Origin of the sequence: Flavobacterium sp. LC2016-12 (assembly GCF_015351595.1) — a bacterium.
Classification (GTDB): Bacteria; Bacteroidota; Bacteroidia; order Flavobacteriales; family Flavobacteriaceae; genus Flavobacterium.
Map to the genome: position 1 here is coordinate 161028 of NZ_JADKPT010000005.1, position 16946 is coordinate 177973.

Genomic DNA, 16946 nt, shown 5'->3' on the forward strand with positions numbered 1-16946 from the left:
TTACTTTTTAAAAAAAATTAATTTCAACTTATAATATACTTTAATAGCAAAAGAAGTTCTATTTTTTAGATAATGTCCTATAATTGTTTCTATCGAATTATTGATTTTTATTTCTGTTGGAAACTTTTCAATTTTGTAATCAGGTTGCCATTCAGGCATTGGAAATATATCATAACTATCTTTATGTTTTCCTGAGCTATCCCATCCGTTGTTAAAAACGAGACTTTTGTCTGGAAAAAGAATTAAAGCATTCTTTTTAAATGCATTCCAATAAAATCGAATTCCCCATGAACTTATTTTATTAGACTCCATTTGTTGCAAAAACATCTTTTTATAATTGTAACTTCCATTATAATTAAATCGATGTGCAAGTTTTTTATTTTTCTTCAATATTACATAATCCGAACATTCAAAATCAATTGTATCCCACGCTCTTTTCCATGTAGCCCATCCCCAGGTAGAGGTCAGCGTTAAAAAATAGCTTGAGTTAGAAGATTCAATTTTTGGAGCTGGAAAACTATAACCAGATATTTGAATAACTTCTGTTTCTTTTTCATATCTATCTAAGGCTTCATTCATAAATTCCAAAAAAGTAGAAGCGGTTATCAGATCATCTTCCAAAACAATTACTTTTCCGTACTTATTTACAATTTCTGTAACTCCTGAAATAACGGAATTTGCCAGACCTTTATTTTTTTCAGACGCTATAATAACTACTTCTTTGCACCATTTTTGTTGTTTAATGATTTTTTTTACTAAGTCATTATTTGATCTTAATTCCTGTGATGCATTATCTGAAACTCCATCGCAATAAATATACAAGATGGAATCTGCCGCTAATGTATTTTTTGCCAAAGCCTGAAGTGTCTTTTCCGTATGCTGAGGCCTATTAAAAACAAATAGAACTATAGGTGCTAAATTTGTACTCATTAATTGATGTTATTATTCGAAAGATGTAACTCTTTTCTAATCTTTTATTTTTTTATGTAGGGATCTAAATAATTTTGAAACAACTTACTTTGAATATACTTTGGCTCTTGTTCCTGTATATCAAGTTTTGTTTTATTCATCTTTGAAAATGATTTAGAATCAGGATCCCACCAAACAACGCCTGAAGCGCTAGTGTTCTTATACTTAAATTTCTTAATGAACTCTATATTTTGAATCATTTCATTTTTATCAACCAATTGCCCTCCATATAATTTATTGGATGGATGTATTATATTCCAAACAAATGGTACGACTGGTTTATTAAGTCGAATTCCAAATTCTAAAGCAACTTGCAAATTATCTTTCAAATATTTTTCATTTCTGGATTTCCCAATTTGTTTATCAGGATACATCGTATATAATGATGGAAATATATAATCAACACCAGATAAAATAACATCAAGCTTTGAAGTGTTTTTTTTATTGGTGTAATACTCTCTAAATGGTATTCCATAAAAACCCACTTTTACGTTTGGTCTAATTTCTTTTACCTTTTTTAGCATCCAAATAAAAAGAGCACTGGCTTCTTTAAATTCAGGAGTATTTATGTCATAATTATAAAGGTTTTTATATGCTTGATTTTCAAGATCTATGCAAAGTATCCCTGAAGATGTTGAATCAGGAAAAAAACCTTTTACCGATCTTATGAATACTTCCTGATCAACTTTACCCGTGTTTTTCGGGTCAATATGAATTTGAAGCATTAAATTGTATTGCTTAAAATTATTCTGCCCAACCATTAATTTTTGCGTTTCAAGAGTGTAACTAGAACGCGAGTAAAATATGTTAAAACCTGAGTTTACTTGAGAAAAAATATTTCCCGAAAACAATACAAGAATTAATACTTTAAAAAAAAATGCTTTTTTCATATTACGGTTGTATTAAATTATTTACTTTATTAGGAAGTGCCGCTACAAATCCAAATCCAAACCATAACATTCTATTCATCTCTAATGACATACTACTAAGAGATTGAAGAAAACAAAATGTTAGTACTAGTAAAATCAAATTTACAAAAGGATTACTGACACTTCCTCTAAATAGTAGTTTAGCAGATTTTACAAAACTGCTAATAGAAAAAATTAATAAGGGTACTCCAAAAAAAATACCCCATCTCATAATTATTTCAAGAAATTGATTATGAGGATAAGGTGAATATCTTTCCTTACCTAACAAAACTATATCTTCAATATTATCGAAGAAATCCTGTATAATCAACGTTCTTTCGTATGAAGATTGATCTGCTTCAACATCATCTGAAAATTCTAACAAAGTTTGAAATCTACTTATTGTACCATCTATTTTTTGTTGCATTTCAGGAAAAAAATTAATAGCTAAAACAAATAAGAATATTGTAACTAAAATAATTTTAAAAAATTTTAAAAAATTCCCAAAAGACATCATGCGCTTGAAGTTTGTCATCAACAAAATAAGAACAATAAATATTAAAGCTCCCCTGGATTGTGTTGCTAAAATTACAAAAATCACACAAAACATGCTCAAAAGAACGACACCCGTAATCCATTTCTTTAGATTATAATATACAATAAAATAATACAAAATAAAAAACAGTATCGCATTAGTATAAGCGATTCCAATAACATTTATACCACTTTCACCGTCGTCCTCTGTTGCTGACCTGGTAGCTCCTCCAATACTATTTAGTAGTAGTTGCGATTGATACCTAACATACATCATGCCACCTAAAATTGCTAAAAAAGAAATAAACAATATTATTTTAGGACTTACATTTTTAAAAAAAGTCAAATTACTGGCAACTAAATAACCAGACAATAGCAAAAAGAAACAAATGATATCAAATAAAAAGATAGAAGTTGTCACCGTTTTCTGAGTCCTTATGATGGCAATAAACCAATATAAAACGAAGAACGAAAATGTTATTAAACTGAAATAAACAAATTTTTTGCGTTTTGGCAAAGTAAATGAAGTACACAAAATAAGTCCAAAACCTAAAAATAGCAGTCCTATTTTAAGCAAATTTCCTCCAATAAAAAACCCATTTACAGACCAAACTAGAAAAAAAACTCCTAAGATAAAGAAATTTGTTCGAGAATTAGTATCAATTATTGTAGTTCTCAATATCTTATATTTTTGAAAAGTTAGCACGATAACAAATCATCTTGTCATGATTTTTCATAATTTAACTGTTGTACATATTATGCAACTTCATTAACACCTGACTTTTCGAATAACTTTTCTTTATAAAAGTAGATAAATCAGTATTATTTGGAGTCTTTAAAAGCTTAACTATTTTTTTTCCTATGCTATCTACATTATAAGGATCTACAAGTTCAACTGTATCTATAGTTGGGTAGTACTCTTTTGGCCCTTTTATATCAGTCAATGCAATATTACATCCATAAATTCCAGCATCTAGAGCAACTATTCCTACTCCTTCATTTGTACTAGGCAATGCAAATACTTTTGCTTTAGTATATAAGTTAATTAAATCTTCATTGGTTACATAACCTAAAACCTTGATGTTATTTGCTGAACCAATGGCAAGTTTTATAGAATTAAAATCGTTTTCTCTTCCCATACTTCCAGCCAATATCAATTCAAAGTTATACTTCTTAGCAGCTTCTACTAATCGCTTGACATTTTTTCTATCTTGATAAAGAGAACTTACATGCAAACAAAAGGATTCTTTCATACTAATTATATCATTAATACTAGAAGGTTCTTTAATAGCAAATGGCAGTGGTACAATAAAGACTTTATTTTCTTGCATACCAAATGATTTTATATAAAATCTGGCTTCATGCTCACTTCTTGCACAAACACCTTTAACAATTTTTAAAGCTTTACCAAGTGCATAATTATTACTATAAAGTCTTAACTTTTCAAAGCCATTAAAAGTAGATAATTTATATATACCATACGGTTTCGTCGAATCGATAATAGGAGATATGTATATATTTGGATTTACAAGAGATAATGCTTTTACAAAAGTATGTATGGCTAAATCATATCCATAAATATGAATGGCATCAAAAGTTTTCCAATCATAATGCTTCCAATTATCAATTAATACACATTCATCACCAAATTCATTTAATATCTTAAAACAAGAAATTGCCTGACTTCTAACTCCATTCGATCTACCAGAAATTACCCCAGGCTGATATAATATATATCCAATTCTCATATTTTTTATTAACTTATTATATTATAACTGCTTGAGAAGCAAAAAATTATTCCAAAATATTATTTAAACGGTTATTTAAGCTATGATTATCAAGTCTTTTTCTTCAGGAAAGCTGTATTTAGTAAAACAGTTCATTTCCCAGAAAATAGCTTCTTAAAAAGTAGATACCACTATTATTTAGTCAAAGAATTTTTAATTCTATGTACTATCGCAAATTTTAAATCATTATAAAGTGCTTTAGGCTTATAATTAACAACCATATATGGAATGTTTACGAATAGCTTAGAATATCCAACCTTCCTTAATTTCCACCAATGGGATAAGATGGATTGAGTATAATTTTCCTTCCCAAATTTTTTTAAATGATTGTATTGATTAATGGCGACACTAAGTCTACTTTTTAGGTTTTTATAGGAGTTTGATCTAACTAAAGAATCTTCCCTGTAGGTTAAACAATAGATTACTTCTGGATTATATGAAATCTTTTCAGTTGAAGTTGCTACTTTCATAGTAAACATTACATCATTGGATGCAGGAACCTCATCAAAACGAATATTATTTGTATAAACCAAACTGCGCCTTATCAACTTACATGAAGGATATAAAAATTTATATCTGATGTACTCTTTGGCTATTTCATCGCCTTCTGAAGCTTTAGTTAATTGTTCTACAATTTTTGGCACTCTTTCGGCAGGTTGAAGCGTATCTGAATGCACACTATTAAGTGCGAAATTAACAACATCAAAATCTTTATCAAAAAATTGAGAAACAATTTTGTAAAAATTATCATGAAAAAAATCATCCGCATCTGCAAAAATAATCCATTTACCAACGGCATTATCTAAGCCAATATTTCTTGCTCCACCAGCTGTAATACTTTTTTCAGAAAATACAACCTTTGTATTTTTTCTTCCTATACCTGGAAAATTATCTTTATCAATATTAGTACTATTATCATCAACTACAATAACTTCAATATCATCCAACATAGGAATAGAATCCAAACAACGTTGAAGTAACTTGGGCGTATTCCAGTGAGGTATAATAACGCTAATATTTTTTTTTTCGTTCATAACTATCAAAATTTATTCACTGTATTTTATTATGAATCTGTACTTACAGAAAAAATGTTGTAAAAAATGGTCAGAATCTAAATATGTGGTGTAGATTTAAATTTAAAAACGAATACCTATAAAAAATTATCTAAATGCACCATTCCGTCATTTAAAAAAAGCTCTTTATTTTTCTTTATTTTTTCGATTTCCCAATCCCACCATTTAATTTTTAAAAGTTTTTTAATTGTTTCATCATCAAACCTATACTTAATTATACGAGCTGGAGAGCCTCCTACAATTGCATAAGGAGGAATATCAGAATTTACAACACTGTTACTTGCTATTATGCAGCCATCTCCAACTGTAACACCAGAAAGGATAACTGAATGTGTTCCAATCCAAACATCATTTCCAATTTTAATTGGTCCTTTTGAAGTAATATCTTCTCCAGTTTCCTTAAATACATGTTGTAATATATAATGAGTACTAATTCTATTCGTGTAGTGAGTAGATTCCTGAAAAGTAACGTTGCGTGCAATACTGCAGAAAGAACCAATTTCTATTGAATTTAATGAAGCCTGAAAATCTGTATTAGGACCGTTCACTACACTAAATCTCCCAATAGAAATTTTGGAATGTGCGGAAGCCATAACTGAAACCCCTCCCTGTAAAACAGCATTATCTCCTATATTTATATTGCCAAATACTTTAACTTTTCTAAAGATAGCAGATGAGGAAATTGAAGAAATCTTACTAACTACAATCCAATTAAAGCTATTATTAAAAAATTTAAAAAATAAACGAAACAATATCTTGTTAAGTATGCGATTTGTCATTGGATAATGATTTGATTAGTTCATAATAATTTATGCTTTCAACAGGACTTACTTGAAAATTTTCATTACTTTTTTGAATCAATGAATTTAAATTACCATTTAAGTTTGTATCAAAATATAATGCACGCTTCTCATCCAAGATTTCCTTATAAAATTTTTTCCCAATCTCTCCGATTATTATGTTACTACCAACATTCATTAAATCAGCTTCCATAATACTACCTGAAAAATGAGAAATGTGAGCAGAGCAGTTAGCCAAAATCATTGGTAGAGGCAGATTGGTCGCTTTTTCGATTTCTACTTTATCAGATATATTAGCATCGTTTAATTGCTCATGAAGCTGTTCAATTTCGCTTTTGAGCATTCTTGGATGTAATCTTAACCACCAAGTGTAATTGTCTGGAGTGTTTTTAATTGCGTCAATAATATAAGAATGCAAAACGGGTCTAAGAGTGGTTTGCATAGTATATAAAACAATTCTTTTCTCATCTAAGAAAACATTTTTATTTTTTAAAGATGTGATCCATGGATTTCCTCCTACAATAACTTTATGAGATGAACTTTGTGTAAAATTTAAAATATTATCGTAAGAACTTTTCTCCCATGTCCAAAAATAATCTGGCAACAATCTATATCCTTTGACAGGTACTGAATTGAAATTATAACCTGGATGAAAATCACTTTGACCACCATGTTGCATATCAATAGATAAAATATTTTTTTCTCTAGCAGCTAGTATTAGTCCATACATTCTACTATCGTAATAACATAAGAGAAATACTTTTTGAGCTTGATTTTTATGTAACACATAAAGCCATAGATTTTTCCATACCAAGGCGTTCTGAAAACTACCTGAAACTCGCTTTAAAATCGTATCTGGCTTAGTGCCTATTTTATTTTCTAATTCAATAAGTAACCGTCCAAATTCTTCAAATTTTTCAAAATCAATCTCAATTTTTTTAGTTTTAAATTCAAAGTAGTGCACAAATTTTGTAACATCAAAAACACGATTTTGTCGATAATGTTTTATCTTTTTCATTTGTTCATATTCAAATATACTTGATGTATATCCCTGCTCTTCCAAACAATCCATTATTGGATCAAAATACCGATTGTAGAAAGTCTCTTCTAACAGAACTCGATGCCCAAAAAAACCAGAAAACATAAAATCGATTTTTTTTATATTTGTTTTTTTCAACCAAAAAAAAGAATATAAAAAATCTACTTTAAGTAATTTTAAAAACTTTATTATATAAAGTTTTATATTTTTATTTATAACCTTATTTGTTTCTAAATTAGAAAAAAAAATACTTATTTTAAGAATAGGCCATATCTCAATTCCATCCACTTTCCAATCCGAAACAGGGAATTTTTTCTCTGCTTCCTTTAAAAAAGCTACTATTTTTTCTCTTTGTTCGAATTCCATAATTACTGTAGTTTACTATTAATTTTAAACACAGCAAAAAAAGCTAATACTGAGTAGCCAATAGATATAGCAATTTTTACAAATACATTATATTCGACAATTTCATAGGCGCAAACTGCTAAAATTAATGTCACAACCAGCCAAATAAATTGATGGTAATTTGCTTTATTTATTTCTTTAAAAGCCTTATAGTAGTATCCTGCATATCCCATATATAAAAAAGCTGCAAAAGTTGTAAAAGCTGCTACTTTATACCCATAAAAAGGCATTAATATTAAATTAAGAGATACATTAATTATTGCTGCGGTTAATGTTAATTTCCAAAGAAAATTTGTTTTTTCCTCATAGAATAATTTGTTTACTGCACCAAGATACATTGGTCTGTAGTTATAAGACATTACTATTATGATAGCCAAAGGATAAAGTTGACTTAAGGATGCATTTTTAATCATTATCTGAAAAACTTCTTTCATCCAGATACTTCCTATAAAGGTAAGGTAGAAAAAAACTATTTGCATGACAAAAACCAGATTCCTGGCACCATAATCATCTTTCTTCTTATATTTTTCATTCATTAAGGGGCCTATTGCATATCCACCGGCGACTCCTAATGCATTAAACATATTTCCGACACTGTAGGCCACATTATACTTCCCGATATCACTGGTAGATATTTTCTCGAAATCCATTACTACCTTGTCAGAACTATCTAACAAATAAGAAGAATAATGATGGGGTATAACTGGCAAACTTACTTTTAAACTTTTCTTAACAAGTCTCCATTTAAAATTATAAATCGGCTTTATCTTAAATTTTATATTTAATGGATACCAATAAGATATATTATTTAAAATTCCAACAATAAAGTTAGACCAAAACCAACCCATATATCCCATTTTAAAATGAACAATTAACACTATATTTAAAACTACTGTTAAAATACCAAAAAACAAGCTTCTACTTGCGATTTTAAGCGGCATTTGGTTCAATTGGTAATAAGTCAATCCAATTGTAGAAGTTTGTCCAAAAAACACAAGAGGTATAATATTTAAAAACATTATTAACCATTTATTAGACACTGCCTCTGGTGGGATAACAATCAATACTAAAACACCTAAAATCACTGCATAGACAACATTCCACAAATTTAGAAATCCATAAAGTTGACGCCAAGTCCATTTATATTGTCCTGGTGAATGATAGAAAGAATTAACTAAAACTAAACGAAGACCTAAAACAGAAAGCACAGAAATTGATGTAGTATAAGCAGTCAATAAGCCATAAACTCCATAATCATTAGATGTCAATTCTTTTGTTAAAAATGGTAGTGCTAAAAAACTTGCAATTTTAGAAATCTGTGGAGCTAGTCCATAAATCGCAGTGTGAGAAAAAAGTTTTTTTAGCATTTTTTAAATCTTTCTTTTAATTATTTTATTGAACATAAAATATCATATCTTTTTATATCAGGTATAATATTCAATTATTAATTGTTTGTGTTCTTAAAACTTACTTTAGGTATTTTTTATATTAACTAAATTGGGTGGAAATAATCTGGAGTCAGATTATCACAAAAATTTCTTGCACTATTTTATTATTCAAGAAAACAATAAAAACATTCTAATCTTAACATAAAAATGTCCCTTTTTAAAATTTTAAATCAATTTTAGCCATTTTTATTGAGACTTTTTTTGAAGTATTATTCATCTCATAATAATTTAGATAAACATCGTTTTTATCAAGTAACATTGAAGGATAACTAAAGGAAAACTCACCTGCTGTTTCAATATCTGCAATAAATTTCCAATTATGTCCTTTATCAGGACTATATGCAATAGAAAGAGGTGATCTGTTTCCCTCTGATTTGGCATAATTCAAATCGGTATGATTCCAAGCCATAAAAAGGGTATCTGACTTATTTTTATTGATGATTGTTTGGGGTGCAGCTGGAGATTTTATATTTGAGTATTCAAAATTCCAGTTAATTCCATTATCATATGAACGCGCAAAAAGAACAGTTCCCTTTTTTGTCCTAATATTTAACAATAACTCTTTGTTCGATAGAACTGTCAAACCTGGTTCCATAAGAGCATACTTCTTACTTATCGTACGCGTCTTTTCCCAGGTAAGGCCTAAATTATCCGAATAAAAACAAAACACTTTTTGTGAATCATAACTTTTAAAAATATCCCCATTTGGAACCGCTACAGGAATCCATAAACGATTATTTTTGTAAACTACTCTGTCATTATTCATTATATAATATCCTGAGTTTGGTTGATTAATCATTTTTGGAGTTCCCCAACTTTTTCCCTGATCGAATGATTCTTTAAAATAGAGATTAATGTTTCTTGTACTTTCTTTAGAGGCAAAAAACAATAATAAATGTTGATCTGTAATTTTAACCAAGCTAGGATTTGCAACATTAACACTTGCAATATTTTCTTGTAGAACTACAGGTTTAGACCATGAGACACCATTATCAAAACTTTTAACTCCTATTATATTAGTATCTGTATTAAAATCAGAAAAATATGCCCAACTTACACCAGCCATGTACAACGAATTATCATCAAGTCTGACAGTCGACGCAAATGTATATTGCCTACTTAAAAATCCACCTTTTAATATAGTGGAATAATTAACACTATTACTTACAGGATTTGAATCTGTAAGCATATTTATTGTTACATTCTCAGGAGTTTCTTCATCGTCTGTGCCACAACTAAAAAGAACAAACAGCAACAACATACCACACCAAAATTTTAAAGACATACCATAAATTAATTATTATTTAAATTGAACTCTCTTTTATAATAAAATGAAAATATAAAAATTATAATTCCATTTCCTTTATTAAAACCTCGGCAATCTTAAAATCTACAATGTCATCAATATCAATTGAAACTTCTTTAGGCATAACATATTTCATCATATTCAATTTCTGATATCCCTTTTCCAGTAACTTATCAACATTAATAATGTAAATAGCTCCATTTAATTCATATACAACAGGACAATCTTGTCTTCTGGTATATATCCCTTCTTTAGTCTTTTTTAAAATGCCATCTGTATTTTCTTCAAATAATACATAATAAGGATTTGAATCTGTTTCTTTTACCGAAACAATTAATTCTGTATTAGGTTCAATTAATTTTAACGCTCCCTTAATATGCTCTCCTCTTCTAAGAGGTGATGTAGGTTGGAGATAAACAATGTACTCATAATCTACACCAATACTTTTATAAAAATTAATTGCATGCAATAGTACATCCTCAGTGGTTGCTGAGTCACTTGCTATCTCTGAAGGTCTTAAAAATGGAACTTTTAATCCATAATCTTCAACTATTTTTTTTATCTCTAAAGAATCTGTAGAGACACAAATGTCTTCACTATCTGAAATTTCTAAAACTGCTTCGATCGAATAATAAATCAAAGGTTTGCCATTTAAATTTCTTATATTCTTGTTTAAAACTCCCTTGGAACCGCCTCTGGCTGGAATTATGTAAAGTACTTTCTTTTTTAACATTTTTGTCTAACCGTTAATTCCGCCAATAAAATCTGAAATACAACTACATATATAATTTATTTCTGCTTCCGATAAATTTACAGATGAAGGTAAGCTCATTCCTGATTCTGAAATTTTCGAAGAAACCTCAAGGTTTTCCTTTTCTCCATATGCAATATAAGGAGGCATTATGTGAAGAGGATAAAAAACTGGCCTAGTTTCAATGCCTTTATTATTTAAGAAACTCATTAAATCTTCTCTTTTAAATGGCGCATTTTCACCTATTAAAAAAGTGTACAGCCAGTAAGAGTTAAATGTATTTTCTTTTTGAATAGGAGTTTGAAAAAATGGGAACTTATTTAATGTTTCATTATAAATTTTAGCAAGATTTCTTTTTGCATTTACAAATTCATCTAATCTTTCAAATTGAGCGACACCAATAGCAGCTTGTAAATTTGTAAGCCTATAATTATATCCGACAAAATCATGCCAATAACGTTTCTCTTTACTCATTCCATGATCTCTTAGAACAGCGGCTTTCTCTGCGACTATCGGATCTTTAAACAAAACCATTCCACCTTCTCCGGTAGTTATAGTTTTATTTCCAAAAAAGCTAAAAGTAGCTGCATCACCAAATACTCCAACAGGTCTGCCATCATACTTTGATCCAAGAGCTTCAGCACAATCTTCAACTACTAATAAATTATACTTTTCAACTAGTAGTGCCAATTTCCCCATATCACATGATTGTCCATAAAGATGAACAGGCATAATAGCTTTTGTCTTATTAGTTATAAACCTTTCTACTTTATCAAAATCAATATTAAAAGAATCTTTTTCAACATCTACTAAAACTGGTGTTGCACCTGTATAAATTATTGCATTAATTGATGCTGCGAAAGTTAAGTTAGGTACAATCACTTCATCACCTTCACCTATACCAAGCGCATCTAATGCTAAGTGTATTGCAACAGTTCCATTACTAACTGCTAAAGCATCAAAATTTTCATGATAATTTTTGAACAAACTTTCAAAGGATCTTACATATTTACCTTGAGAAGATATCCAGTTTGTTTTTATGCATTCTGTCAAATAAAGCAATTCATTTCCCTCAAGTAAAGGTGAGCAAATCGAAATCCTTCTCAATCTATTAATAGAAGCATAGTCGACAACCCTACCTTCCTCGTCTACTAAAGGAATAACTTTAATTTTATTATTTATATGATGCAAAATTTCTGTGTTGTCTGTATCTATAGAAAGTGAAAGAAAATTTTTATTCATTATTTCAGATATTTCAACATCTAAATTAACGTCTAAAAGCAATGATCTTCTGATATCTCCATCAGTTATCACTCCAACCAGTTTTTCATTATTTTCTGTAACGAATAAAATTCCCTGACCAACTGTATCCAGAACCTTAAGTGCCTTTCTTAGATCGCACTTTTGGTTAATTATCAAATCTTTAATTTCCATTTTTTTCAAATAATTTAATATGACTTTCTATTTCGAAAGTATTTAAGGATTTTATTTCCAAAACATGCACATAGTCCTTATAATTTTTGAAATATTTCAAAAACCAATAATTACTATCTAATGGCAAATTTGAATCTACTGTTCCATCATTATCACTATGATGAAAAGCATTTACAAAGGGGCTTATTTTTTCAAACTGCTCTAATAAATCCAAGTTAAGGGTTCTACAGCTAACTTTTAAATGGGCTGTGTCCAAAAGTAGTCCAAATCTTTTATGAATAACATTTTCAAAAAGCCAACTTATATCGTTGAACTCACAACAAAGTAGTGGATTCTCTCCGTTATAATTAAAAGGAGCTAAAACATTATTTTCAATTAAGAAACTTATCTCTAGCTCTTCAGCTACATCTAAAATTTCGAATACCGAATTTAAAAAATGCTCTTTATTAATTCCTTTATCAATCTCACTTTGAATGGCAATTTTTCTACCTAATTCTGAAGGTTTAGGATCAATACAAAAACCTGCATGAGCGGCATAAAACGGAGAATTTGATTCTTTTGCCAATTTCAGTCCTCTCTTACAATGCTCAATAGACTGTCTTCTAATCTCTAAATTTGAACTTGCTAAGTTTAAAACAAAAGGAATTTCGGGGTCTGGGAAATAATTATGAGGCATTCGTTGAATTTTAGCATCCAAATAAATCTGATCCATATTCTGCCTAAAAGGCATCCCTGAACTAAATTCTAAATTGTAATTATTTAGCGCACAAATCTCCATAATTTCTTCAACAGATTGATCTAAAAAAGCTAAAGAACTTACATATATATTAGATTTCATAATCACATTTTCTCTTCATTAACAAAACATTTTCTGACAAATCCTTAACTTTTAAAAAGTTAAAATTTTCATACATTTTAATCGCTATAGTATTTGATTTATCGACAGAAAGAAATAAATCTGACATTTTTTTTCTATCAGCATAATCAGTCAGGTACTGCATTATTTTTTTGCCTAAACCTTTCCCTTTATATTGCTCTGAAATAGCAATTCCAAACCATATTTTATCATCTTCTTTATCAAGATGTCCATAACCTACTGGAATTTTATCATCTAAAACAACGACAGTTATCACATGATTAGAAATGATTTCAAGTGGTCTGGTATTAAAATAGCGAAATGATTCTATAGAATTTCCGGCATTATCAATAAAATTTCTTAATACTTGTGTATCGTCGACACTTATTTCTTTTATCTCAAAAGACTTTACCATACTATACAGTCGTAATCCAATGCCTCATCGATTGACATAGATTTAGAAATTTCTTTTCCGATAATCTGGTCTAACATATTTATCGGTAATCCTTTTAAAGGTCTTTTAAAACCAATATGTTTAGCCGTAAGTATAGTCCCTGCTTCAATTTCCTGAATAATAACCATACCACGCTTCATTCCCAAACTATTTTCCATCTCAATTTGTGAAGGTCTTTTTACTTTACTACCTAAAGACATCTCGATATTTCTAATTCCATCGACCAGTTCTGCAAATTCACTTGGTGTCAATGAACAAGTATGATCCGGGCCTTCCATATTCTTATCTAAAGTGAAGTGCTTTTCTACTACTTCAGCTCCCAAAGCAACTGAAGCATAACAAGCATAATTGTTTGTTACGTGATCAGAATATCCAACTCTTACTCCACATGCCTCTTTAATAGTATTCATGGCAAGAATATTTGCCTCTTCAATTTTAGAAGGATAGTTTGTAGTACATTGTAATACAATAATATCATCATTTCCTTCACTACGAATAGCTTCAACAGCATCAAAAACATTTGCTAATGTTCCCATTCCTGTGGATAATAATATTGTTTTTTTTCTTTTTGCAACTTCTTTTAAAAAAGGTAATTCAGTAAGCTGACCAGAAGCAATTTTATAAGAATCAACATTTAACTCCTCTAAAAAAATTAAATCTTCAAGATTATAGGGTGTTGATAAAAAATCAATATTGATTTCATCACAATAATCAATTAACATTTTATAATCCTTAAAATCCAATTCTAATTTTTTTAACATCTCATACTGGCTTTCCGATTTCTCTGTTACTTCCAATTGATATTTAGCTTTAGGAGAAGTCTTTGTCACAATCTGAGAAGCTTTAAATGTCTGAAACTTAACACAATCAGCCCCGGAAGCTTTAGCCTGTTTAATTAGTTCCTTTGCAATTGCAGGATCACCATTATGATTCACACCTACTTCTGCTATTATATATGTTTTTTTATAAAGTTTACTCATCACTGTTCTATATCAAATAATTTTTAATACTCGGTTAATCTGCCTTGATTTAATCAAATACCTCAAAAGCATACTAGCCTCTTTTTAAAATATTAATCTTTGATTAATACAATTTCAAATCGCTTGCCACCATTTCTTTAACTAATCCTGCTAAGTCATACTGAGGTTCCCAGCCCAGTTGAGTTTTAGATTTCGTAGGATCTCCAATTAGCAAATCTACTTCTGTTGGGCGATAATATTCCGGATCAACACGTACAACAACTTTGCCTGTTTCCAACTGATATAGAGGATTATTGCAAGCAGCTACTCTGGCCGTTTCGTTTTCATTTTCGCCTTCAAAGATCAATTCAATACCAACCTCAGCAAAAGCCATTATAACAAAATCTCTAATGTAAGTAGTAACACCAGTAGCAATTACATAATCTTCTGCGACATCTTGCTGCAAAATTCTCCACATAGCTTCAACATAATCTTTTGCATGTCCCCAATCTCTTTGTGAATTTAGATTTCCAAGATAAAGACATTCTTGCTTTCCTTTAGCTATAGCAGCAGTTGCCATTGTAATTTTACGCGTTACAAAAGTTTCTCCACGTCTTGGAGATTCGTGATTGAAAAGAATTCCGTTACAAGCATATAAATCATAAGCTTCACGATAATTTTTTGTTATCCAAAATCCATAAATCTTAGCTACTCCATACGGAGAACGAGGATAAAATGGTGAATTTTCATCGTAAAAACCTTTTTCATTTTTATTTTCAGCTAAACCTCCATAAAGCTCTGAAGTTGAAGCTTGATAAATTTTTGTCTTTTTTTCTAAACCTAGTATTCGAACTGCTTCAAGAATACGTAAAGTTCCTATTCCATCAACATTTGCAACATATTCCGGAGAGTCAAAAGAAACTTTAACATGAGACATAGCTCCCAAATTATAAATTTCGTCAGGCTGTACTTCCTGAATTATTCTAATAATATTAGTTGAATCGGTCAAGTCTCCATAATGCAATTTAAAATTCACATGTGCCTCATGTTGATCTTGATAGATATGATCTATACGTTGGGTATTAAAAGAGGATGCCCGGCGTTTCACACCATGAACCATATATCCTTTTTCTAATAATAATTCAGCTAAATAAGATCCATCTTGACCTGTAATACCAGTTACTAGAGCTACTTTCATTTTATTTTGTTCTTTAAGATTCCAGAGTATGTAAATTACTCTATATTATAATTTATTCTCTTTGTATTTTCCTTCGTTTTCTAAAAACCAATCATACGTTTTTTGAATTCCTGTTTCTAGATTTATTTTATGTTTCCAACCCAATTCATGCATTTTAGAAACATCCATTAATTTTCTAGGCGTCCCATCTGGTTTAGTATCGTCCCATATAATTTCACCTTGATGGCCAACAACTTTCTGTATTGTTGCAGCTAACTCCTTAATTGTTAAATCCAATCCCGTCCCAATATTGTATAAATAATCAGGTAATTTATTTTCTAAAGCAAAAACGACTGCTTCTGCCATGTCATCTACAAACAAAAATTCTCTCATAGGAGTACCACTTCCCCAAAGTGTTACCGATGCATTATTATTTTCTTTTGCTTCATGAAACTTTCTAATCATGGCAGGTAATACATGAGATGTTTTTAAATCAAAATTATCGTGTGTGCCGTACAAATTTGTTGGCATTAGACTAACATAATCTTTATTATACTGTTTACGGATAGCCTGACAGGTTTTTACACCTGTAATTTTAGCAATCGCATACCATTCATTTGTTGGTTCTAATGTATCAGTTAAAAGATATTCTTCTTTTAATGGTTGAGGAGCAAACTTTGGGTAAATACATGAACTACCAAGAAATATAAATTTTTCTACTTGAGATGTTAAAGCTGTATCAATTAAATTATTTTGAATTTGCATATTTTCCATAATAAATTGGTACGGAAAATCATTATTTGCCAAGATTCCGCCCACTTTTGCAGCAGCATCAATTACAATGTCCGGCTTATGTTCATTAAAAAAATCTTTAACGCTATTTTGATCTCTCAAGTCTAATTCTTTACTCGAAGCTCCAAGCAAATTTGTATATCCCCTAGAAGATAAATTTCTCCAAATGGCACTTCCGACCATTCCGTTATGTCCAGCAATGTAAATTTTTTTTTCTCTAGTCATTTTTAAGATTATATTAAATCACTCTCATA

General features: G+C 29.7%; 16 protein-coding genes. All 16 read right to left on the reverse strand.

From position 1 onward, the window contains the following. The 16 genes from IRZ99_RS10455 to IRZ99_RS10530 all read right to left on the reverse strand — a co-directional run bounded on the left by IRZ99_RS10455 (position 1) and on the right by IRZ99_RS10530 (position 16917). A complete protein-coding gene (locus tag IRZ99_RS10455; RefSeq protein WP_194657232.1) occupies positions 1 to 930 on the reverse strand; it encodes a glycosyltransferase family 2 protein in 930 nt (309 codons plus the stop codon). A 44-nt stretch (positions 931 to 974) separates the two neighbouring features. Then, positions 975 to 1859 carry a hypothetical protein gene (locus tag IRZ99_RS10460; protein WP_194657233.1) on the reverse strand — a complete coding sequence of 295 codons (885 nt, stop codon included), beginning with the start codon at positions 1857 to 1859 and terminating at the stop codon, positions 975 to 977. 1 nt (position 1860) lies between these two features. After that, positions 1861 to 3117, reverse strand: a complete 1257-nt coding sequence (locus tag IRZ99_RS10465; protein ID WP_194657234.1) for an O-antigen ligase — start codon at positions 3115 to 3117, stop codon at positions 1861 to 1863. 34 nt (positions 3118 to 3151) lie between these two features. After that, the gene (locus IRZ99_RS10470; RefSeq protein ID WP_194657235.1) at positions 3152 to 4159 is read right to left on the reverse strand and encodes a glycosyltransferase family 4 protein; all 1008 of its coding nucleotides are present in this window, start codon (positions 4157 to 4159) and stop codon (positions 3152 to 3154) included. 173 nt (positions 4160 to 4332) lie between these two features. Next, positions 4333 to 5232, reverse strand: coding sequence for a glycosyltransferase family 2 protein (locus IRZ99_RS10475; protein WP_194657236.1), 900 nt, complete (start codon positions 5230 to 5232; stop codon positions 4333 to 4335). Positions 5233 to 5348: 116 nt separating this feature from the next. Next, on the reverse strand, positions 5349 to 6050 hold the full coding sequence (locus IRZ99_RS10480) for a CatB-related O-acetyltransferase (protein WP_228519070.1): 702 nt from the start codon (positions 6048 to 6050) through the stop codon (positions 5349 to 5351). After that, a complete protein-coding gene (locus IRZ99_RS10485; RefSeq protein ID WP_194657237.1) occupies positions 6031 to 7476 on the reverse strand; it encodes a hypothetical protein in 1446 nt (481 codons plus the stop codon). The genes IRZ99_RS10480 and IRZ99_RS10485 overlap by 20 nt, the downstream gene beginning before the upstream one ends. A 2-nt stretch (positions 7477 to 7478) precedes the next feature. Continuing rightward, on the reverse strand, positions 7479 to 8882 hold the full coding sequence (locus IRZ99_RS10490) for a lipopolysaccharide biosynthesis protein (protein WP_194657238.1): 1404 nt from the start codon (positions 8880 to 8882) through the stop codon (positions 7479 to 7481). A 238-nt stretch (positions 8883 to 9120) separates the two neighbouring features. Continuing rightward, positions 9121 to 10248, reverse strand: coding sequence for a sialidase family protein (locus IRZ99_RS10495; protein WP_194657239.1), 1128 nt, complete (start codon positions 10246 to 10248; stop codon positions 9121 to 9123). Between the two features lie 61 nt (positions 10249 to 10309). Beyond that, a complete protein-coding gene (locus IRZ99_RS10500; RefSeq protein ID WP_194657240.1) occupies positions 10310 to 11002 on the reverse strand; it encodes a cytidylyltransferase domain-containing protein in 693 nt (230 codons plus the stop codon). 6 nt (positions 11003 to 11008) lie between these two features. Then, positions 11009 to 12454, reverse strand: a complete 1446-nt coding sequence (locus tag IRZ99_RS10505) for an aminotransferase class I/II-fold pyridoxal phosphate-dependent enzyme (protein WP_194657241.1) — start codon at positions 12452 to 12454, stop codon at positions 11009 to 11011. Continuing rightward, positions 12444 to 13292, reverse strand: a complete 849-nt coding sequence (locus IRZ99_RS10510) for a sugar phosphate isomerase/epimerase (RefSeq protein ID WP_194657242.1) — start codon at positions 13290 to 13292, stop codon at positions 12444 to 12446. Before IRZ99_RS10510 ends, IRZ99_RS10505 begins: the two co-directional genes overlap by 11 nt. Next, positions 13282 to 13725, reverse strand: a complete 444-nt coding sequence (locus tag IRZ99_RS10515; protein WP_194657243.1) for a GNAT family N-acetyltransferase — start codon at positions 13723 to 13725, stop codon at positions 13282 to 13284. Before IRZ99_RS10515 ends, IRZ99_RS10510 begins: the two co-directional genes overlap by 11 nt. Continuing rightward, complete coding sequence (neuB, locus tag IRZ99_RS10520) at positions 13719 to 14744, reverse strand: N-acetylneuraminate synthase (RefSeq protein ID WP_194657244.1); 1026 nt, start codon at positions 14742 to 14744, stop codon at positions 13719 to 13721. Before neuB ends, IRZ99_RS10515 begins: the two co-directional genes overlap by 7 nt. Positions 14745 to 14847: 103 nt before the next feature. Continuing rightward, positions 14848 to 15921 (reverse strand): GDP-mannose 4,6-dehydratase, encoded by a 1074-nt coding sequence (gene gmd / locus IRZ99_RS10525; protein ID WP_194657245.1) that lies wholly within the window; start codon positions 15919 to 15921, stop codon positions 14848 to 14850. A gap of 45 nt (positions 15922 to 15966) precedes the next feature. Then, positions 15967 to 16917: a GDP-L-fucose synthase gene (locus IRZ99_RS10530; RefSeq protein ID WP_194657246.1), complete on the reverse strand. Its 951-nt coding sequence runs from the start codon at positions 16915 to 16917 to the stop codon at positions 15967 to 15969. Positions 16918 to 16946 lie beyond the last annotated feature (29 nt).